The sequence below is a fragment of the Burkholderia cepacia GG4 genome, from assembly GCF_000292915.1.
Lineage (GTDB): Bacteria > Pseudomonadota > Gammaproteobacteria > Burkholderiales > Burkholderiaceae > Burkholderia > Burkholderia cepacia_D.
The window spans coordinates 2,252,667-2,270,748 of sequence record NC_018514.1 but is presented as its reverse complement, the minus strand read 5'-3'; the positions used below and the strand labels follow the sequence as shown (position 1 = coordinate 2,270,748).

Sequence of the window (18,082 nt, the reverse complement as noted above, 5' to 3'; positions counted from 1 at the left end):
GCACCAGCGCGCCGACCGGTGCGCCGAGCAGCCGGGCGATCAGATATTTGCCCATGTCGTGGTTCAGCCGCACGCTGATCGAGAAGCTCGCGAACGTGCGGCGCGCGAATGTGCCGGATGCGGCCGCGCAGTTGTCGGACCTCACCGCGCGCGAGCGCGACGTGCTCGATCTGCAGTGTCACGGCCTCGCCGACAAGGAGATCGCCGGCCGACTCGGGCTCGCGCCGAACACAGTGCGCAATCACGGCGCGTCGATCTACGCGAAGCTCGACGTGCACAGCCGCGGCGAGGCGATCGTATGAGCCCGCGAGCGCGGGATCGTCGGCGCGGCCGAAGCCAACGGCGCGCGCGGCGACAAAGGGGCCGGGACGGGCGGTGCGAACGGCAAGGATTGACGCCGGGCGTCGGGCCAGCGGTGCGAATGCACCATTCAGGCTGGCGCATCCGTATCCGCATCCGCATCTGCCGCGCGCGGTGTGCGGCTGCGATCCTGTCCACTCGGCGGTGCGGCCCATGCTGCCGTGCCGTCGACTCTCCCCAACTCATCGCAGGAGACGACCATGAAGAGGAATCGCATCGAAGGCAAGCTCAAGCAAGTGAAGGGTTCGGTCAAGGAAGCGCTCGGCAAGTTGACGGGCGACCGCGAGACGGAAGCGGAAGGCCTGGCGGAACAGCAGGCCGGCGAGGCCGCTGATGCGGTGCGCAAGCAGAAGGAAACCGATCGGCACTGACCGAATCGCGCGATGCGCCATGCATCGTCGTCCGTTGACCAAGTGATGATGCGCCATCGGCATTACCCGGCGCGGCCTTGGTGCAAAGGCACTGGCGCGCATCCCGCGTGACGTTTCCGTTCCCGGCCCGCCGTCGCGCGGGCCACGCACTGTCCGCAGCGTCGGAACTTGATGATAAATCCTCACAACATAGTTCCGATAATTCGTTTGCTGCACGGGTATTGGCTACCCACAATCGGTTCACCTCTTTCGCGCTGGCAGGTTCTCCGGAGACGGAACCGCGGCGATCGACCGACCGGCTGGCGACGCGCGTTGCGCGACGTCCCGGCGGCAGACGGATCCACCGGCACGCGGGAGGTCGCCGACGCGCGATAGTCGCGCGTCGCATCCCGACCCACAGATGAAGGATTGGCCGATGACGTTCCGCATTCGTTCGCTTTCCGGCGTTGCACTGACTGCTGCGCTCTTCGCGTTCCAGACGGGCGCGGCCCATGCGCAGGAGACGATCATCAAGGTCGGCGTGGCCGTGCCGCTGACCGGCAGCGGTGCCGCGTACGGCAAGGACATCGAGAACGGCGTGCGCATGGCCGTCGACGAGGCGAACGCCGCGCACACGACGATCGGCGGCAAGCCGGTCAAGTTCGTCGTCGCGTCGCAGGACGACCAGAGCGATCCGCGCGTGGGCGTGCAGGCCGCGCAGCAACTGACCGATGCGCAGGTGGCCGTCGTGATCGGCCATTTCAATTCGGGCACGACGTTGCCCGCATCGAAGATCTATGCGAAGGCCGGCATTCCGATGATCACGCCGTCGGCCACCAATCCCGACATCACGCGCGCCGGCCTCGGCACCGTGTATCGCGTGATCGCCACCGACACGCAGAACGCCGGCAATGCCGGTGCGTACGCGGCGAGCGTGACGAAGGCGAAGCGCATCGCGATCATCGACGACCGCACCGCGTTCGGCCAGGGCGAAGCCGACGAATTCGAGAAGGCCGCGAAGGCGAACGGCGGCACGATCGTCGCGCGCGAATTCACGAACGACAAGGCAGTCGACTTCAGCGCGCAGCTCACGAAGATCAAGAGCACCAACGCCGACCTGGTGTTCTTCGGCGGCCTCGACGCGCAGTCCGCGATGCTGGTCAAGCGCATGCGCCAGCTCGGCATCCGCGCGCAGTTTCTGGCCGGCGGCGGCGTGATGAACGCGAACTTCATCAAGCTCGCGGGCAATGCGGCCGAAGGCGCGGCCGTGTGGGAATACGGGCAGCCGCTGTCGCGGCTCGCGAAGGGCAAGCAGTTCGAAACGAAATTCAAGCAGAAGTACGGCGTCGACATGCTCGCGTATGCGCCGTTCGCGTACGACGCGACCTGGATCGCGATCAATGCGATGCAGAAGGCGAACTCGACGAAGCCGGCCGATTTCAACGGCGCGCTGAAGGGCACGCGCTACGACGGCATCACGGGCACGATCGCGTTCACTAGCACCGGCGACCTGAAGAACCCGAGCTCGACGCTGTATGAAGTGAAGAACGCCGCGTGGCAGCCCGTCACCACGCAATCGACGGACTGAACACCTGCACGCGCGCGGACTTTCGCGGCGACGCCGGACGTGCTGAAATACCCGCAACGATCGGATGCGATCGCGGCGCATGTCGGGGCGATTCACCGGGTGGTCCGCACGCACGGCGCCGCGCTCGACGCGGCACGAACAACCTTCGGGCGCGGCCGGCTGGCAGCGCCCATTACGAGTAACCGGAGTCAGTCGTGAGTTCTCAAGTCGTCATCGTCGGCGGTGGTGTGATCGGCAGCTCGATCGCCTATTTCCTGCGCGCTACCGATCCGACGGTGTCCGTGACCGTCATCGAACGCGATCCCACCTATGCGAAGTCGTCGTCGGCGCTGTCGGCCGCGTCGATTCGCCAGCAGTTCTCGACGCCGCTGTCGATCGAGATGTCGCTGTTCGGTATCGAGTTCCTGCGCAATATCGGCGAGCGGCTCGAGGTCGACGGCAACCGGCCGTCGATCGACCTGCATGAAGGCGGCTACCTGTTTCTCGCGACGCCGGCAGGCGACGCGACGCTGCGGGAGAACCATGCGCTGCAGACGAAGCTCGGTGCCGATATCCGCTTGATGGATCGCGATGCACTGCGCGCGAAGTTTCCCTGGCTGAATGTCGACGATCTCGTGTCGGGCGCTTACGGTGTGAGCGGAGAAGGGTGGTTCGACGGCTACGGGCTCGTGCAGGCGTTGCGCAAGAAGGCGCAGGCGCTGGGGGCGCGGTATGTGCCGGCCGACGTGACCGGCGTGGTTCGCGACGGTCGCAAGATCACGCATGTCGTGACGGGCGACGGCGAGCGTCATGCATGCGACACGCTCGTCAATGCGGCCGGCGCGTGGGCGCGCACGCTGTCGTCGATGATGGGCATCGACATTCCCGTGTATGCGCGGCGTCGCAGCATCTTCAACGTGTCGTCGCCGGCGAAGCTCACCGATTGCCCGCTGCTGATCGATCCGACGGGCGTGTATTTTCGGCCGGAAGGGCGCACGTATATCTGCGGGACGTCGCCGAGCCCCGATCGCGATCCCGACGATCTGCCGCTCGACGAGGTCGATCACGACCTGTTCGATGAAGTGATCTGGCCGACGCTCGCGAATCGCGTGCCGGAGTTCGAGGCGCTGCGCGTGGAGAACTGCTGGTCCGGGTACTACGAGTACAACGTGTTCGACCATAACGCGATCATCGGGCATCACCCGGAACTCGATAACGTCGTGTTCGCGAACGGGTATAGCGGGCACGGGCTGCAGCAAGGACCCGCGACGGGGCGCGGGGTGAGTGAACTGATTTTGGGTGGGCGGTATGAATCGCTCGACCTGTCGTCGCTCGGCTGGGAGCGTGTGCTGGAAAACCGGCCGATCGTCGAAAAGAACGTCGTGTAGCGCGGCGTGTCCGCCCGGTGTGGGGTGGGCGGGATTCTCCTAGTGTCTCAATCTGATTGGCCCGGCTTTGCCGGGCTTTTTTTGTCCGGAGCGGGGACGCCGCTCTTGCGCGCGCGGCTCAGGCCAGCAGGCAGGCGATGAGATCGTGTGTCGTTCGGACTTCGTACTTTCTCAACAAGCTCGCGCGATGGATGTCGACCGTGCGCGGACTGATGCTCAGCTCCTTGCCGATCTCCTTGCTGGTCAGGCCGTGAACCAGAAACGCCGCGACGTCGCGCTCGCGTTCGGTCAACGTGCTGGTGACGTCCGGATGCTTTGCGTCTCCCGACAGGTCGGTGAAGGTCCAGATAGCCAGCTCGAAGGGCCGCTTCGGGTTGTATCCGAAGCCGCAGACGGTGACCCAGAAATGGCTGCCGTCGATGCGCCGCATGATGCGGTCGTCGCTGAACCCCGCATGTTTCGCGAGCAGCGGCGCGAGGCGACGGCCGGTCGTCGCGAAGTCCTTCTGCTGTGGATAGAGCTTCGCGAACGACTGGTCGATGATGTCGTCGCGTGTCGCCCTGAACAGTTGCAGGGCTTTGTCGTTGCAGTCGATCATGACGCGCTCCCTGGCCACGATGGCCGCGACCGGCAGATGCCTGAAGAGATCTTCGTAGTCGAGACTGGACATCGTGTCGGTCATGTTCGGCATCTTGTCGACAGGTCCGAACCGGGTTCGGACCAGGGCTATCGGGCAGGTTCACTCCTGTCTGATTGTAGCGCCTGCAGAAATTGTCCCCCGACATGAAAGACGCAGCAATCGTGTCCCTCGCCTGCACACCGGGCTTCCGCCGAATGCGCACGCGGGCCTTTGCTAGCTGCGTCGGCCGCGGTGTCGTTGACCCAGTCCATCGCACCGGCGAACCAGCCCGCGAACATGTAGCAAAGCTTTCCATGCTTGCCGGGCTGTGCCAGTACGAACGACGAGTGATGCAGGTGGATGCGCGCATGCGACGTCGACGGATCGGCTTCGGCGATGCTGAACCTGCCCCAGCCACGCTGCGACAGGCGCTTCAGATAATGCTCGAACACGGCCATGCCGCTGATACCGTGTTTCTCGGCTTCCTTGTCGCACCAGTGATAGGCCGACTTGTAGCCTGCGCGGTAAAGAATCGACGCGTAGGCTTCGCGGCCGAGCGCTGCTTCGACAGCCACATGGTTGTTCGTGAAGAAGTGACGCGGAACGTACAGCATCGGCAGTGCGTCGGTGATCCAGACACCGGTGTCCGGATCGACGTCGATGGGCAATTGGGGCTGCATGGCGGGTACGGGTTCGATGAACGACTCAACCGTTCCAGACTTCGCCGAATACCCGCAGCCAGTTCTCGCCCATCACCTTCTTGATGCGCGACTCGCTCCAGCCGGCGCGTTGCATCGCGGCCGTGAGGTTCGGGAATTCGCCGATCGTGCGAATGCCTTCAGGATTGACGACCTTGCCGAAGTCCGTCAGGCGACGATAGCGGCCCTTGTCATGCGTGATCCAGTCGAAGAACTCGGTGCTGTAGCCCTGCGTGAAGTCCGTGCCGATCCCGACCTTGTCTTCGCCGATCACGTCGATCACGTATTCGATCGCTTCGAGATAATCGTCGATGGTCGCGTCGGCGCCGCGTCGAAGGAACGGCATGAACATCGTGACGCCTACGAAGCCGTTTGCTTCCGCGATCTCGCGCAATTGATCGTCCGTCTTGTTGCGCGGATGCTCTTTCAAGCCGGACGGGCAGCAGTGCGAGTAAGTGACCGGCTTCTTCGAACAGGCGATGGCATCGGACGAAGTCTTCGCGCCGACGTGCGACAGGTCCACCATGATGCCGACCCGGTTCATCTCCTGAATCACTTCGCGGCCATATCCGGACAACCCGCCGTCCGGTTCGTAGGAACCCGTGCCGACCAGGTTCTGCGTGTTGTAGCAGAGCTGCACGACATTGACGCCGAGCTCCTTGAACACTTCGATATAGCCGAGGTTGTCCTCGAACGCATAGGCATTCTGAAAGCCGAAGATGATGCCGGTCTTGTTTTCCTTCTTTGCGCGCAGGATGTCGTCCGTCGTGCGCACCAGCGTGAGAATTTCACTGTACTCGCGGATTTGCTGCTTCATTTCCGCGATGTTGTCGATCGTCTTCTGGAAGTCCTCCCACACGGAGACAGTGCAGTTGACGGCCGTGACGCCGCCTTTGCGCATGTCTTCGAACACCGATCGCTCGAATTTCGAAATGTTCAGGCCATCGATGATGATGCTGGAATCGTGAAGGCTGGTCATGGCGTCTCTCTACGCGTTGATTTTTGTGGGCAGGATGCAGAAGGCGGACAGGTGCTCAAATGGCACGTTCGACGCCGCGCTTGGCGGACTGCGTGGTTTTCCCGGTCGCCGGACCTGCGTCTTCGAGCGCCGTCTTCGACGTTTCCGGCAGCGACAGGCCGCCGATCATCGCGAAGATCGACACGGCGATCAGGTAGTACGCAGGCGACAGGTTGGTGCCGGTCGCGGAGATCAGCCACGTGGCGACGAGCGGTGCGGTACCGCCGAAGATCGTGTACGCGAGGTTGTACGTGATCGCCGACGCGGTATAGCGGGTTTTCGTCGCGAACACTTCCGACATGAGCGGTGCCGTCACCACGCCCGAGAGCACCGCGCCGATCGCCAGAAGCGCGACGCCGATCAGCGATTGCGACAACACGCCCGAGCCGCCCAGCGAGAAGGCCGGATAAACCGACAGGATGATGAAGACGCCGGTGGTGGCGATCGTTGCGCGGCGGCCGACGAGGTCGGAGAAGAAGCCGGCGAGCGGACACAACGCCGCCGCGAAGAGGAGGGCGAGGACCGTCACGAGGAGCGACGTGCCGCGCGACAGGTGCCCGGCGACTTGAAGGTACGTCGCGAAATAGGTTGTGAACGTGTAGAAGGACAGCGCCGTCACGGACACGAAGGCACCGAGCTTCAGGATATTCCACGACTGCGAGTGCAGGGTTTCCATCAGCGGGGCATGCGCAACGTCGTGCTTGCCTTCGAGTGCCTGGAACGCGGGCGTTTCGTTCAGGTTGACACGCAAGTAGACACCGATGAGGCCGACCGGCGCCGCGATCAGGAACGGCACGCGCCAGCCCCATTCGATCATCGCCTGCGACGACAGCGACGACTCGAGCAGGTAGGCCACTACCGCCGCGCAAGCGAACGACGAGAAGGTCGACACCGGCACGAAGCTGCCGAAGAATGCGCGGCGGCGGCGCGGTGCATGTTCCATCACGTAAGCGCATGCGCCCGCGTATTCACCGCCCGCGGAAAAGCCCTGGACGCAGCGAATGACCGTGAGAAGCAACGGTGCCCAGTATCCGATGCTCGCGTAGGTCGGGAGCAGGCCGATCAACGTGGTCGAGCCGGCCATCATCAGGATCGTGAGTGCGAGCGTTCGCTTGCGTCCGATGCGGTCGCCGATCACGCCGAAGATGAGGCCGCCCAGCGGGCGGAAGGCGAAGGCCACCGCGAAGACTGCGAATGTCTTCAGGAGTCCGACGGTAGGGTCGCCGCTGGGGAAGAATTCTCGCGTCAGGATGGTGGCGAGAAAGCCGTATGCGGCGAAATCGAACCATTCGACGAAATTGCCGATTGACGCTGCGGCGATCACGCGGCGTAGCGTTTGGGTGTCGACGTCCTGGGTGGTCATGGTCGTGTCCTCTTTATGCTTGCGTTTCGTTGCGTAGCAAAACCATGGTAGGGACGCCAATTACCTAGGTCCATACGTGTCAATTACCTAGGTAATCGGGGGCGGGGTGGCGTGTGAGACGGTCGAATGCACCGAGTGCGAAGGGCGGTGCATGTCGGCGGGGCGTTGCCGTTTGCGCGCGGTGGCGCGGGGCGTTCAAGCGGCGGCCGGCGGGTGAATCGGTCAAACAGGCGTTTATAACCGTTGGGCTGGAGGATTCTCTGTGGCGTTGATGGCGTGTCCCTGGGGCCAGCAATGACAGCACAGTCCGCTGTCATCGGCGTTCGCTTTCGGCGCATGCGATGTATCGCCTGAACATGCTCACGGGTAACCGCCTCCGGGAGCGTCGCGTCTACGCGCCGGCGACCGAGGCCGCGGTTCGCGTGGGCGTGCTCAACCGCATGGCCGACCTCGGTCGTCCGCAATTCGTTCGAATCGCCTGAAATCATGACCATGGTGATATTTCGTTTTCACGTTCGATTCATGCAACCACGCCGAATCGAGGCAGGATCATCGCGATGGCCCGGCGGACCGAAGCGGGACTGGCGGTTTTTGGGCCTCTTGTCGACGCCAGGAAAAATCACTCCGCCGGCTCAAAGTGAAGCCAACGCCGTCGGCTGAAAGCCGGTGCGATGAGGTGAGTTACCACCAGGTAACTCCTTTGCTACGTTGCCCGAATCACTCATACTGACATCCATGCCTGAGAACACACCCACCATATGCGCTGCCGAAGTGATTCTCCGTATGCTGCGCGGGCGTTGGGCGCCGTCGCTGCTGATGGTGATCGCAGATCAGGGCCCCATTCACTTTCTTGCAATTTTCCGGGCACTCCCCGGCATTTCCAGAAAGGTACTGACGGATCAACTCCGGTTTCTCGTGCGAGCCGGCGTCATCGCCAGATCGACTTCCGAAACGCAACCGCAAGTCATTTATGCGCTGACGGAACGGGGTCGGGAATTGAAGCGTGCGGTCGATCAGTTCAACGAACTTGCAATTCGTTGGGACAGTCTCTGAGCGGCACGCTTTTGTACGTAGCAGATGAATGACGTTGTTGTATTAAACGCTTCGCGCCGAGGTATGCGCTTCCCATATATGAATAAGAGAAACGTCATGACGAATAAGCTCAAATTCGCTGTTGCCGCCACACTGATGGTGACCGGGCTGATGAACGCCCCGGCGAATGCCGCAGAAGAGAACGCCTGGCCTCCGACGCGAGCCGATCAGATCGCACCGTTCATCAAGAGCATGCCGCAGACGTTGTCCCGGAACCTGAAAACGTTCGATGATCTGGACTTCCGTGTCTACACGAACCAGCAGTGGCAGGATCTTCACAAGAGCCATGCCGCGGACATCGTCGTTCACTATCCGGATGGCCACACCACCAAGGGAATTCCGGATCACATCAAGGAACTGGAGTTCATGTGGACGTTCGCGCCCGATAATCGCATCACCGAACATCCGATTCGGTTCGGGACGGCCGATGCCACATGGACCGCCGTCGCAGGATTTCTGGACGGCACGTTCACCAAACCCATGGCGCTGCCGGATGGAACCGTGATCCCGCCGACGGGAAAGACTTACCACCTGCCGATGGCAACGCTTGGTCACTGGAACAAGCAGGGCACCATGGACGAAGAGTATCTGTATTGGGATAACGCGACGCTGATGAAACAACTGGGCGTCACGAAGTAGTTCCGCGCACACGCCTCGCCTGGCAAAGCGAGGCGTGCCGCGCTGCAGATGGAGCGCGCCATCAATGCCATCGAGGACGAACTGGCTCGCGTCCCCAAGGGCCGCATCGATCCAGTGTGTTCAGCGCCAGTGGCAACGTCTGCGTGACGCAGATAACCCTGTCCGCCGGACTGAACGAGCAAGCCGACGTTCCGGGGCGCGATGAGGTTGAGCGGCTGTTCTCACATCAAGCCGCCATCGCGACGACCCGACCAGCAACGTCCGGAGCGCCGCGCTGTGGCACTGCTCTTTCTCGCCCGTGGTGATCGTTTCGGATACGCCATCCTTATCAATCCAACACGGTGAAGCAAGACCATCGAGCGATCAACCGTATCGTACGACCCATGCCAGGATTCAGGCGCTGTCGTTGCGCCTGCATCATTTCAGGCGGTATCGAACGCATGCGCACGGTGACGGCAGGGCAGATCGGCGCAACCAGGCGGTAACCGCTAGAATTGCGGTTTTTAGCCCGGAACGCGTCAATGTCTTTTGCCTCGCTTGGCCTGATCGAACCCTTGCTGCGCAATCTGCAGGACCTCAATTACCAGGTGCCTACGCCGGTGCAGGCGAAGGCGATTCCCGCCGTGCTCGGCGGCAAGGACGTGATGGCTGCGGCACAAACCGGCACGGGCAAAACGGCGGGTTTTGCGCTGCCGCTGTTGCAACGGCTGGTGCAACACGGCCCGGCGGTGTCCAGCAACCGCGCGCGCGTGCTGGTGCTGGTGCCCACGCGTGAACTGGCTGAACAAGTGCTGCAAAGCTTTATCGAATACGGCAAAGGCCTCGACCTGCGATTCCTGGCCGCCTACGGCGGTGTGAGTATCAACCCGCAGATGATGAAGTTGCGCAAAGGCGTGGATGTGCTCGTTGCCACGCCCGGCCGTTTGCTGGATCTCAACCGCCAGAACGCAGTGCAGTTTGACCAAGTGCAGACGCTGGTGCTGGATGAAGCCGACCGGATGCTCGATCTGGGCTTTGCGCGCGAACTCGACGCCGTCTTTGCCGCCTTGCCCGTCCAGCGCCAGACCCTGCTGTTCTCTGCCACGTTTACCGACGATATCCGCGCCATGGCGGCGGGCATTCTGCGCGGCCCGGTCAATATCAGCGTCAGCCCGCCCAATGCCACGGCCAGCAAGATCAAGCAGTGGGTGGTGCCGGTGGACAAGCGGAACAAGCCTGACCTCTTCATGCACCTGGTGGCCGAGAACAACTGGGAGCACGCGCTGGTGTTCGTCAAAACCCGCAATGGCGTGGATTACCTGGCGGCGATGTTGAATGACGCGGGCTATGCGGTCGACACCATCCACGGCGACAAACCGCAACCCGCGCGCCTGCGTGCGCTGGAGCGCTTCAAGACGGGCGAAGTCAATATGCTGGTCGCCACCGATGTGGCTGCGCGCGGGCTGGATATCGACGACCTGCCGCTGGTGATCAACGTTGATCTGCCGATCGTGGCGCAAGACTATGTGCACCGTATTGGCCGTACTGGCCGCGCAGGCGCCAGCGGTGTGGCGGTGTCGCTGGTGTGTGCCGATGAAGCACCGCAACTGGCCGCGATCGAAGCGCTGATCCGGCAAACGCTGCGCCGTGAAGAAGAGCCGGGTTTTGAAGCTGAACACCGCGTGCCGGAAACCAGCGCGACGGGGCAGATCATCAAGAAGCCCAAGAAGCCGAAGAAGCCCAAAGTGCCGCAAGCCGGGGCGGGCGCCATGCCCGTGTCCGGCAAAAAAACGCGGCCGCAAGGTGGCGACAGCAAACGAAAGCCTGTGGCGCCGCGCGCTGGGGCTGCGGGTAAGGGGGCGGGCGTGTCCAGCGGCAGCCCGTTCAGCGTGCAAAAGCCGCGTAGCAAACCCGCCAGCAAGGCGGCGGCGGGTTCAGGCAAGCCGGCCGGCAAACCTGCTGGTGGCCGCGGCAAACGCCAACCCTGATCCGTGGGGACGACTCACGCCAGCCATCGAACCGGCTGGCGGTTCGGGGTTCGCCGGGCGGCAACGGCGTGGCTTCGACGTGCATCAGGTCAGCGGGTAACCGGCTGCCGGGGTTGCATACGGAATCGTGGAAGCTAGACTGAAAGTTCCCCTTGCAAACCACGGAGGGAGACATGACGACGACCATCTATGTCGTGAAGACCGGCCAGCAGTTCCTCTGCACCGGCGAGGACGGCGACATCGGCATGGCACCGGAGATTCAGGAGGCCATGTCCTTTCTGTCGTATGAAGAAGCGAAAAAGGCGGCGAACGAGAACGCCGACCCCGGATTCGAAATCCTGGCCGTCGAAATTACCACCCGCTGACGTGGCGTCCGCTGCCGGGCGCCCGGTGCGCCGTTGTCGCACCGCCCGGCAAACGGCCGTTCGACCCGTGTGATGAAAGTCGCAAGATCGGCCGTTTGCAGCACAGTCGACGTCGGGATCGACCGCGTTGCGTTCGTCCGGAATTTCCGTGCACGTCCATTCTCTTCATACTCGCGCAATCCGACGGAGCCGTATGTGTTTCTGTTCCTATAATAAGATGGTTTATTAAAAACTGTAATCAAAACGACATGTCTTCAATTATAAGGATTTCAGTGTCTTTTAATTGCTAAAAGAACTTGGCGTCGCCTGGTAATCCCGCAAGCGCACGTCTATGTTCGATCAATAACAAAAATGCCTGCTCGCTAGGGTGTGGCTGCGTTGTGTCCCGGGGACAGTCGGTAGTTAACGAAGGAAGGCGGCCACCATGGACACTTGCTTCACGCGCACGGTCTAGACACCCTACGTCTCCATCATCAAGCATCCGCTTAACTGTACGGCCATATCGAGCGCCGGGTGACGTCACGTTGATCGCAATACCCGGTGCCTCCGAACGCTCCTCCACCGTTGCATCAGGCTTCTTCGCTGCGGCGACGTGGACGGCAAAGCAGCGATCGCAGTGCGTGGTCTGCGTTGCCGCTGCAGCAGAGTTGGTAGCCCTAGGGCTACAGAATGTCCCATTTCTCCGAAATTTGTGTCCCTGGGGCTACATGTGTGTGCGTGGTAATTTGTATCCCTTGGGCTACAATAATCCCGGGCTCCCCCATTTTTGATGCCTCGAGGCTACAAATGACCACACTGTCCGATGTCGGAGAGATGCTGAAAGAGGCGCGCAGCACGGCCGGGCTTTCCCAGAGAGAGCTTGCGGAGCGCGCCGGCATCGCGCGCACGACGCTTGCCCGCATGGAAACGCTCGCGCGAGGCGACATGAGCGTATCTGCGCTCGTGCGTCTGCTCGAGGCGGCCGGCTACGATCTGCGACTGGTTCAGCGCGGACATCAGCGCACGTTGGACGACGTTCTGGCCGAACAGCGCCAGACGGGGGGCTAACGACATGCGCCTGCACGTCCATGTCAAAGGCAAGCTCGTCGCTCATCTCGATCGTCAGGCGGATGATTACGCGTTGCGCTATACCGAAAACGCGACCGCCGCCGATTTTGCCAGCCTGACGATGCCCGTTCGCGAAGACGCTTGGGTGTGGCCTCGCGATTTGCATCCCTTCTTCCGCCAGAACTTGCCGGAGGGTTTTCTCCTTCAGGTGATTCGTGAGGAGTTCGGTCCTTATCTCGACGGAACGGGCCTTTCGCTTCTGGCTGTTATCCGAGGCTCGGGCATCGGCGCGTGACCGTCTCATCCGAAGGTGGCGCGCCAGGCGGTGAGCTCGAACCGCTCGATCTCAAGCGCCTGCTACACGAAGACATCACGACCGCTCACTTCGCGGAACTGGTGCGGTACTACGCTCGCGCGGCGATTTCCGGGGCCGTGCCCAAGTTTCTGGCGCCTGAATCCTCATCGTTTCAGACGCCGGTGGGCAAGCAGACGCTGCGCACGAGCCGGCACATCATCAAGGCTCCGACGAGCAAACGAATGCACTCGACCCGCGCAATCGAAAAGCCATCCGCCACCACCCCAATTAATGACCAAACCGCAAGACCTAGTGCATAGATATCGTTTGCCGCAGCGTTAATGACTATCGACAATCGTGGCTCGAATTCCCCGCCGTCGCGCCAGAAGCACCGCGGCGGGGCGGCACCTGTCGGCTATCCCGGCCGTCCGTGCCATCCAGCTCACGACGACATGTACGCGTTCACGCCCTCATTCCAAAACCCTGCCGGATCGCCGATCCGCGAGCTGTTCAAATACCTCTCCGAACCGGGGATGATTTCCTTCGCGGGCGGCTACCCGGCCAGCGAGCTGTTCGACGTCGACGGCCTGAACACCGCCGCCGAACGCGCGTACGCGCAGCCGGTCCGCTGCCTGCAATACGGCCCGACCGACGGCCTCGCCGAACTGAAGCAGCAACTGATCGCATTGATGGCGCGCCGCAGCGTGACGTGCACGCCGGCCGAACTGCTCGTCACGACCGGCTCGCAGCAGGGCCTCGACCTGCTGCTGCGCGTGATGGTTGCCCCGGGCGACGTCGTGCTGACCGAACAACCGGCTTACCCGGCAACGCTGTCGGCGATGCGACTGCAACAGGCGCGTATCGTCACGATCCCCGTCGACGGCGCAGGCCTCGACGTCGACCGCTTGGCATCGCAGCTCGCATCCGGCGCGATCGCGCAGCCGAAGCTGCTGTACACGGTCCCGACCTTCGCGAACCCGACCGGCGCGACGCTCACGCGTGAACGCCGCTTGAAACTGTTGCGTCTCGCGGTGCAATACCGTTTCCTGATCGTCGAGGACGATCCCTACGGTGACCTGCGTTTCGCGGGCGAACCGGTGCCGTCGATGCTCGCACTCGCCCGTGAAGTCGAAGGCGCACGCGACTGGATCGTGCACTTTGCGAGCCTGTCGAAAATCGTCGCGCCGGGGCTGCGCGTGGGCTGGACGATCGCGCCGGCCGAGATCGCGCGGCGCTGCGTAATCGCGAAGCAGACGGTCGATCTGTGCAGCACGCCGTGGACGCAAGCCGCCGCCGCCGAATATCTCGCCGACGGCGCACTCGAACGCCATCTGCCGCGCATCACGGCCGCTTACAAGGGCAAATGCGACGCGATGTGCGACGCGCTGCGCGACGGATTCGGCGATGCGATCACGTTCCATCGTCCCGAAGGCGGGATGTTCGTGTGGGCGCGGATCGGCGCGGTGTCGTCGGACGCGCTGCTGCAGCAGGCGATCGCGAACAAGGTCGTGTTCGTGCCGGGCAAGGCATTCTTCGCGGACAACGTCGACGCCGCATCGCTGCGCCTGTCGTTCGCCGCGCCCGACGTCGATGCGATCCGGGAAGGCGTGGCGCGCCTCGTGCGCGCGTATGGTGCGGCGCTGGCCGCGTGAGGAGACACCTATGAACATCATCATCAACGACACCGCATGGATGGACGAAGCGCCGGGCATGGCCGATATCCGTCCGGTCGAGCACAAGTCGTCGCAGATCAGCGCGGGGCCGCAGTACGTCGCCGACGTGCTCGGCCGCTTCGGCGCGGATTCGACCGACACGAGCGACGCCGCACCGGTCGTACTCGGCTACAACTGAACCACGTGGCGGCGGACTCGCAACGAAAGCCGCGAAAGCACCGCGAGCACCGCCGCCGAAACAGTTAAGCTAGCGCGATCGAATCCCGCACGCTCGCCGCGCCATCATGTCCGATCCCGCCTCCGAATCGCTCGAGCAAACATACGATCATCTCTGGTCCTGCCTCGAGTCCGGCGTCAGCACCCAGCGCTCGCCGTTCACGATGCTTCAGGCCGCGACGCTCGGCGTCGACGGCGCGCCGAAGGTGCGCACGATCGTGTTGCGGCAAGTGAGCCGCGCCGATCGTCAGCTGTCGTTCCATACCGACGTGCGTTCGGAGAAAGTCGCGGAGCTGCGCCGCGATCCGCGCATCGCGATCGTCGCGAACGATCTCGATGCGCTCGTGCAGATTCGTGCGGAAGGCGTCGCATCGATCTGCGACGATGAAGCGCAGCGTCGCGCGATCTGGCAATCGAGCCGTCCGCATACGCTGCTGCTGTATCGCGCACCGTTGCGTCCGGGCACGCCGATCGAGTCGCCTGAAGACGCGAACGTCGCGACGAGCCAAAGCGCCGCCGCCACCGACGACGGTTATCAAAATTTCTGCCTGCTCCACGTCACGGTGACGCGCATCGACTGGCTCGAGCTCGCGCGCAGCGGCCATCGCCGTGCGGTGTTCGACCTGAACGACGACGGCTACGAAGGCCGCTGGATCGCGCCCTGACGGCGACGGCCGCAGCACGGCGACAAACGCATACAAACGAGACACATCCGGGATAAATCACACCTTTCAAATGGGCAACGCCGCATAACCTGCGCGCGCCCGAATGAAAGAACGCGCGACAGGGCGCGCGGCATGTTCACTTTCCACCTCACGAAAGGAGATGCCGAACGATGTCTTCCACACCGTTTTCCCCGATGCGTCGCCACCTGCTGGCCACTTCCGTCGTCGCCGGTGTTACCGCGATGCTGTCCACCGCGCTTCACGCGGCAACCGGCGACAACGGCATACGGCCGTTCACCGCACACATTCCCGATGAAGCGCTGGTCGACCTGCGCCGCCGAATCGCCGCGACGCGCTGGCCGGGCCGCGAGACCGTCGCCGACGAATCGCAGGGTGTGCGGCTTGCGCGCAGATCCACAACCTGCATACGCTGATGAGCTGGCTCGAGTTTCTCGGCTACGGGCTGCTGTCGATCCTGCTGGCCGGGCTGATCGCGTATCTGCTCGCGATGCACCACGCGCACCGCGCGGTGTCGTTCGTCGCGCGCAAGCTGAGCCACGAGGCGATCATCGCGACCTTCGCGGGGCTGATCGTCGTGATCGGCGTGTGGGAAGGGCAGCTGCTGGGGCTCGCGGTGATCGTCACGGTCGGCCTGTTCGGCGGCATGCTGTCGCGGCTGTTCGCGTTCAACACGGGCGTGCAGTTCATGGGGTATTACGTCGCGGTGCTCAGCGTGCCCGCGATCGTCAAGCTGCTCTGACGCATCGGCACACGGGGCCGCGTGTGCCGCACGGCTCCCGAGACGCATCGTTTCGCGTGCGATTTTGAATCGCCGTGTGTCGCGATCGAACCCAGATACGTTGCGATACAAAGCATCCGGATGGTTCGGATATAAAACCGGTGAAGCAATTCACGCGGTGGCGCAGTGCCATGCACCGCCGGCGTGAACGGCGATACCGAAGTGTCCGCACGTGCCGCGGGCCCCTTCCTTAGCGATCGACAATGGAGAACGAGTCATGCCTGATACCGTGAACACCCGCCGCCGCCTGATCCTGGGTACGACGCTCGCCAGCCTGACCCTGGCCGACCTCGGGTTCGGCGCGTTGGCGCACGCGCAGTCGGCGCCTGCCGCAGCGACGGCGAAAGGCGCGGCTGGCGTCGCGTCGCTGGGCAAGATCCACCAGATCGACGCCGGCGTGCTCAACGTCGGGTATGCGGACCTCGGGCCGAAGAACGGCCCCGTCGTGTTCCTGCTGCACGGCTGGCCGTACGACATCTACAGCTACGCGGAAGTTGCGCCGCTGCTGACGGCGGCCGGCTACCGCGTGATCGTGCCGTACCTGCGCGGCTACGGGTCGACCACGTTCCGCTCGGCCGACACGGTGCGCAATGGCCAGCAGGCGGTGACGGCCGTCGACATCGTCGCGCTGATGGATGCGCTGAAGATCGACCGAGCGGTGTTCGGCGGCTACGACTGGGGCGCGCGCACGGCCGACATCATCGCGGCGCTGTGGCCGCAGCGCGTGAAGGCGCTGGTGTCGGTGAGCGGCTACCTGATCGGCAGCCAGGAGGCGAACCGCAAGCCGCTGCCGCCGCAGGCCGAATTCCAGTGGTGGTATCAGTTCTACTTCACGACCGAGCGCGGCGCGCTCGGCTACGCGGAGAATCGCGATGCGTTCAACAAGCTGATCTGGCAGCTTGCGTCGCCGAAGTGGCAGTTCTCCGACGAGACCTACGCGCGCAGTGCCGCGTCGTTCCAGAACCCCGATCACGTGGCCGTCGTGATCCACAACTATCGCTGGCGCCTCGGGCTCGCGAAGGGCGAAGCGCAGTACGACGACATCGAGCGGCGTCTCGCGGCCGGTCCGGCGATCACCGTGCCGACGATCACGATGGAAGGCGACGCGAACGGCGCGCCGCATCCGCAGCCGGCCGCATACGCGAAGAAGTTCACGGGCAAGTACCAGCACCGGACGATCACCGGCGGCATCGGCCACAACCTGCCGCAGGAAGCGCCGCAGGCGTTCGCCGATGCGATCCTGCAAGTGGAGCATCTGTGATGCGGGCACCCGCTGGCGTGTTGCATCTCGGCGCGCGCCGTGCGCTCGGCGCGGGCGTGCTGCTGGCCGGCGTGCTGTCGGCGAGCGGCCCGGCCGCGTTTGCCGAGCAGCCGAAGCCGGCCGCGTCGCCGATCTACGGGGTCACGATTCCGCCCGGCTACCGGAAGTGGGAAATGGTCGCGCCGGCCGAGGAAGCGGCGCCGCTCGACGAACTGCGCGTGGTGCTCGGCAACCCCGTCGCGATCCGAGCGCTCGAACAGTCGACGCTGCCGTTTCCGGACGGCACGATCCTCGTGAAACTCGCGTACAAGCGCAAGCAGTCCGACGAGTTCGCACCGGCGACGGTGCCCGGCCAGGCGACAACCGTGCAGGTGATGGTGAAGGATTCGCGTCGCTATGCGTCGACGGGCGGCTGGGGTTTCGGGCGCTTCATCAGCGGCGTGCCGGCCGATATCGGTCAGCATCAGACGTGCTTTGCGTGTCACCAGGCGCGCGTGAAGAATCACGACTATGTGTTCACGCGGTTGGCGCCTTGATGTGACTTGACGCGATCGGTTTGACGAAGAGGCGTGCCACGTGAGGCACGCCTTTTTTGTGCGGCGGGAGGCAGGGCGAGCGGTACGTTGTTGTGCGGGTTTGTATTGCACTGTATCTGGAGCCGTTGCGGAAACATCGGATTGCACAACACCCCTGTTTCGGA

General features: G+C 63.4%; 17 protein-coding genes and 5 pseudogenes. 18 read left to right on the top strand and 4 right to left on the bottom strand.

All coding sequences use genetic code 11. From position 1 onward, the window contains the following. Positions 1 to 56: 56 nt before the first annotated feature. The 4 genes and pseudogenes from GEM_RS25825 to GEM_RS25810 form a co-directional block, all read left to right on the top strand. A pseudogene (locus tag GEM_RS25825) lies at positions 57 to 395 on the top strand (response regulator transcription factor); the annotation flags it as partial. A 165-nt stretch (positions 396 to 560) separates the two neighbouring features. Next, positions 561 to 731, top strand: a complete 171-nt coding sequence (locus tag GEM_RS25820; RefSeq protein ID WP_014900363.1) for a CsbD family protein — start codon at positions 561 to 563, stop codon at positions 729 to 731. A gap of 415 nt (positions 732 to 1,146) precedes the next feature. After that, entirely contained in the window at positions 1,147 to 2,298 is a 1,152-nt protein-coding gene (locus tag GEM_RS25815) for a branched-chain amino acid ABC transporter substrate-binding protein (RefSeq protein ID WP_014900362.1), read from the top strand. Positions 2,299 to 2,492: 194 nt separating this feature from the next. Then, the gene (locus GEM_RS25810; RefSeq protein ID WP_014900361.1) at positions 2,493 to 3,665 is read left to right on the top strand and encodes an NAD(P)/FAD-dependent oxidoreductase; all 1,173 of its coding nucleotides are present in this window, start codon (positions 2,493 to 2,495) and stop codon (positions 3,663 to 3,665) included. A 118-nt stretch (positions 3,666 to 3,783) separates the two neighbouring features. Here the strand turns inward: GEM_RS25810 and GEM_RS25805 are convergent, their stop codons facing one another. The 4 genes from GEM_RS25805 to GEM_RS25790 are packed head-to-tail and all read right to left on the bottom strand — an operon-like array spanning position 3,784 to position 7,363. Continuing rightward, complete coding sequence (locus GEM_RS25805) at positions 3,784 to 4,356, bottom strand: PAS and helix-turn-helix domain-containing protein (protein ID WP_014900360.1); 573 nt, start codon at positions 4,354 to 4,356, stop codon at positions 3,784 to 3,786. Between the two features lie 35 nt (positions 4,357 to 4,391). Then, positions 4,392 to 4,964 (bottom strand): DUF5943 domain-containing protein, encoded by a 573-nt coding sequence (locus GEM_RS25800; RefSeq protein ID WP_014900359.1) that lies wholly within the window; start codon positions 4,962 to 4,964, stop codon positions 4,392 to 4,394. 25 nt (positions 4,965 to 4,989) lie between these two features. Further along, complete coding sequence (locus GEM_RS25795; protein WP_014900358.1) at positions 4,990 to 5,961, bottom strand: dipeptidase; 972 nt, start codon at positions 5,959 to 5,961, stop codon at positions 4,990 to 4,992. Positions 5,962 to 6,016: 55 nt separating this feature from the next. Next, a complete protein-coding gene (locus tag GEM_RS25790; RefSeq protein ID WP_014900357.1) occupies positions 6,017 to 7,363 on the bottom strand; it encodes an MFS transporter in 1,347 nt (448 codons plus the stop codon). Positions 7,364 to 7,677: 314 nt separating this feature from the next. Here GEM_RS25790 and GEM_RS32030 point away from each other — a divergent pair. The 14 genes and pseudogenes from GEM_RS32030 to GEM_RS25725 all read left to right on the top strand — a co-directional run. Then, positions 7,678 to 7,845 (top strand): annotated as a pseudogene (locus GEM_RS32030) (IS5/IS1182 family transposase); the annotation flags it as partial. Between the two features lie 253 nt (positions 7,846 to 8,098). After that, positions 8,099 to 8,416: a winged helix-turn-helix transcriptional regulator gene (locus GEM_RS25785; RefSeq protein ID WP_014900355.1), complete on the top strand. Its 318-nt coding sequence runs from the start codon at positions 8,099 to 8,101 to the stop codon at positions 8,414 to 8,416. Between the two features lie 96 nt (positions 8,417 to 8,512). Beyond that, positions 8,513 to 9,094, top strand: a complete 582-nt coding sequence (locus tag GEM_RS25780) for an ester cyclase (RefSeq protein WP_014900354.1) — start codon at positions 8,513 to 8,515, stop codon at positions 9,092 to 9,094. 521 nt (positions 9,095 to 9,615) lie between these two features. Beyond that, on the top strand, positions 9,616 to 11,061 hold the full coding sequence (locus tag GEM_RS25775; protein ID WP_014900353.1) for a DEAD/DEAH box helicase: 1,446 nt from the start codon (positions 9,616 to 9,618) through the stop codon (positions 11,059 to 11,061). Positions 11,062 to 11,234: 173 nt separating this feature from the next. Continuing rightward, a complete protein-coding gene (locus GEM_RS25770; RefSeq protein ID WP_014900352.1) occupies positions 11,235 to 11,426 on the top strand; it encodes a hypothetical protein in 192 nt (63 codons plus the stop codon). 786 nt (positions 11,427 to 12,212) lie between these two features. Next, positions 12,213 to 12,473 (top strand): helix-turn-helix domain-containing protein, encoded by a 261-nt coding sequence (locus GEM_RS25765; RefSeq protein WP_014900351.1) that lies wholly within the window; start codon positions 12,213 to 12,215, stop codon positions 12,471 to 12,473. Between the two features lie 4 nt (positions 12,474 to 12,477). Then, a pseudogene (locus GEM_RS30590) lies at positions 12,478 to 13,064 on the top strand (HipA N-terminal domain-containing protein); the annotation flags it as partial. Positions 13,065 to 13,220: 156 nt separating this feature from the next. Continuing rightward, on the top strand, positions 13,221 to 14,420 hold the full coding sequence (locus tag GEM_RS25755) for a PLP-dependent aminotransferase family protein (protein ID WP_014900349.1): 1,200 nt from the start codon (positions 13,221 to 13,223) through the stop codon (positions 14,418 to 14,420). A 10-nt stretch (positions 14,421 to 14,430) separates the two neighbouring features. Next, positions 14,431 to 14,619, top strand: a complete 189-nt coding sequence (locus GEM_RS25750) for a hypothetical protein (protein WP_014900348.1) — start codon at positions 14,431 to 14,433, stop codon at positions 14,617 to 14,619. 106 nt (positions 14,620 to 14,725) lie between these two features. Further along, a complete protein-coding gene (locus tag GEM_RS25745; protein WP_014900347.1) occupies positions 14,726 to 15,322 on the top strand; it encodes a pyridoxamine 5'-phosphate oxidase family protein in 597 nt (198 codons plus the stop codon). A 170-nt stretch (positions 15,323 to 15,492) separates the two neighbouring features. Next, positions 15,493 to 15,732: pseudogene (locus GEM_RS25740) on the top strand (epoxide hydrolase N-terminal domain-containing protein); the annotation flags it as partial. Then, positions 15,720 to 16,082: pseudogene (locus GEM_RS25735) on the top strand (hypothetical protein); the annotation flags it as partial. The pseudogenes GEM_RS25740 and GEM_RS25735, both read left to right, overlap by 13 nt. A 256-nt stretch (positions 16,083 to 16,338) precedes the next feature. After that, a complete protein-coding gene (locus GEM_RS25730; RefSeq protein WP_014900344.1) occupies positions 16,339 to 17,382 on the top strand; it encodes an alpha/beta fold hydrolase in 1,044 nt (347 codons plus the stop codon). Beyond that, the gene (locus tag GEM_RS25725) at positions 17,382 to 17,918 is read left to right on the top strand and encodes a cytochrome P460 family protein (RefSeq protein WP_014900343.1); all 537 of its coding nucleotides are present in this window, start codon (positions 17,382 to 17,384) and stop codon (positions 17,916 to 17,918) included. The genes GEM_RS25730 and GEM_RS25725 overlap by 1 nt, the downstream gene beginning before the upstream one ends. Positions 17,919 to 18,082 lie beyond the last annotated feature (164 nt).

Excerpts from the sequence above, each read along its gene's own strand:
- GEM_RS25820 (WP_014900363.1), top strand. The coding sequence starts at position 561 with ATGAAGAGGAATCGCATCGAAGGCAAGCTCAAGCAAGTGAAGGGTTCG.
- GEM_RS25815 (WP_014900362.1), top strand. The coding sequence starts at position 1,147 with ATGACGTTCCGCATTCGTTCGCTTTCCGGCGTTGCACTGACTGCTGCG.
- GEM_RS25805 (WP_014900360.1), bottom strand. The coding sequence starts at position 4,356 with ATGCCGAACATGACCGACACGATGTCCAGTCTCGACTACGAAGATCTC.
- GEM_RS25800 (WP_014900359.1), bottom strand. The coding sequence starts at position 4,964 with ATGCAGCCCCAATTGCCCATCGACGTCGATCCGGACACCGGTGTCTGG.
- GEM_RS25795 (WP_014900358.1), bottom strand. The coding sequence starts at position 5,961 with ATGACCAGCCTTCACGATTCCAGCATCATCATCGATGGCCTGAACATT.
- GEM_RS25790 (WP_014900357.1), bottom strand. The coding sequence starts at position 7,363 with ATGACCACCCAGGACGTCGACACCCAAACGCTACGCCGCGTGATCGCC.
- GEM_RS25785 (WP_014900355.1), top strand. The coding sequence starts at position 8,099 with ATGCCTGAGAACACACCCACCATATGCGCTGCCGAAGTGATTCTCCGT.
- GEM_RS25780 (WP_014900354.1), top strand. The coding sequence starts at position 8,513 with ATGACGAATAAGCTCAAATTCGCTGTTGCCGCCACACTGATGGTGACC.
- GEM_RS25775 (WP_014900353.1), top strand. The coding sequence starts at position 9,616 with ATGTCTTTTGCCTCGCTTGGCCTGATCGAACCCTTGCTGCGCAATCTG.
- GEM_RS25770 (WP_014900352.1), top strand. The coding sequence starts at position 11,235 with ATGACGACGACCATCTATGTCGTGAAGACCGGCCAGCAGTTCCTCTGC.
- GEM_RS25765 (WP_014900351.1), top strand. The coding sequence starts at position 12,213 with ATGACCACACTGTCCGATGTCGGAGAGATGCTGAAAGAGGCGCGCAGC.
- GEM_RS25755 (WP_014900349.1), top strand. The coding sequence starts at position 13,221 with ATGTACGCGTTCACGCCCTCATTCCAAAACCCTGCCGGATCGCCGATC.
- GEM_RS25750 (WP_014900348.1), top strand. The coding sequence starts at position 14,431 with ATGAACATCATCATCAACGACACCGCATGGATGGACGAAGCGCCGGGC.
- GEM_RS25745 (WP_014900347.1), top strand. The coding sequence starts at position 14,726 with ATGTCCGATCCCGCCTCCGAATCGCTCGAGCAAACATACGATCATCTC.
- GEM_RS25730 (WP_014900344.1), top strand. The coding sequence starts at position 16,339 with ATGCCTGATACCGTGAACACCCGCCGCCGCCTGATCCTGGGTACGACG.
- GEM_RS25725 (WP_014900343.1), top strand. The coding sequence starts at position 17,382 with ATGCGGGCACCCGCTGGCGTGTTGCATCTCGGCGCGCGCCGTGCGCTC.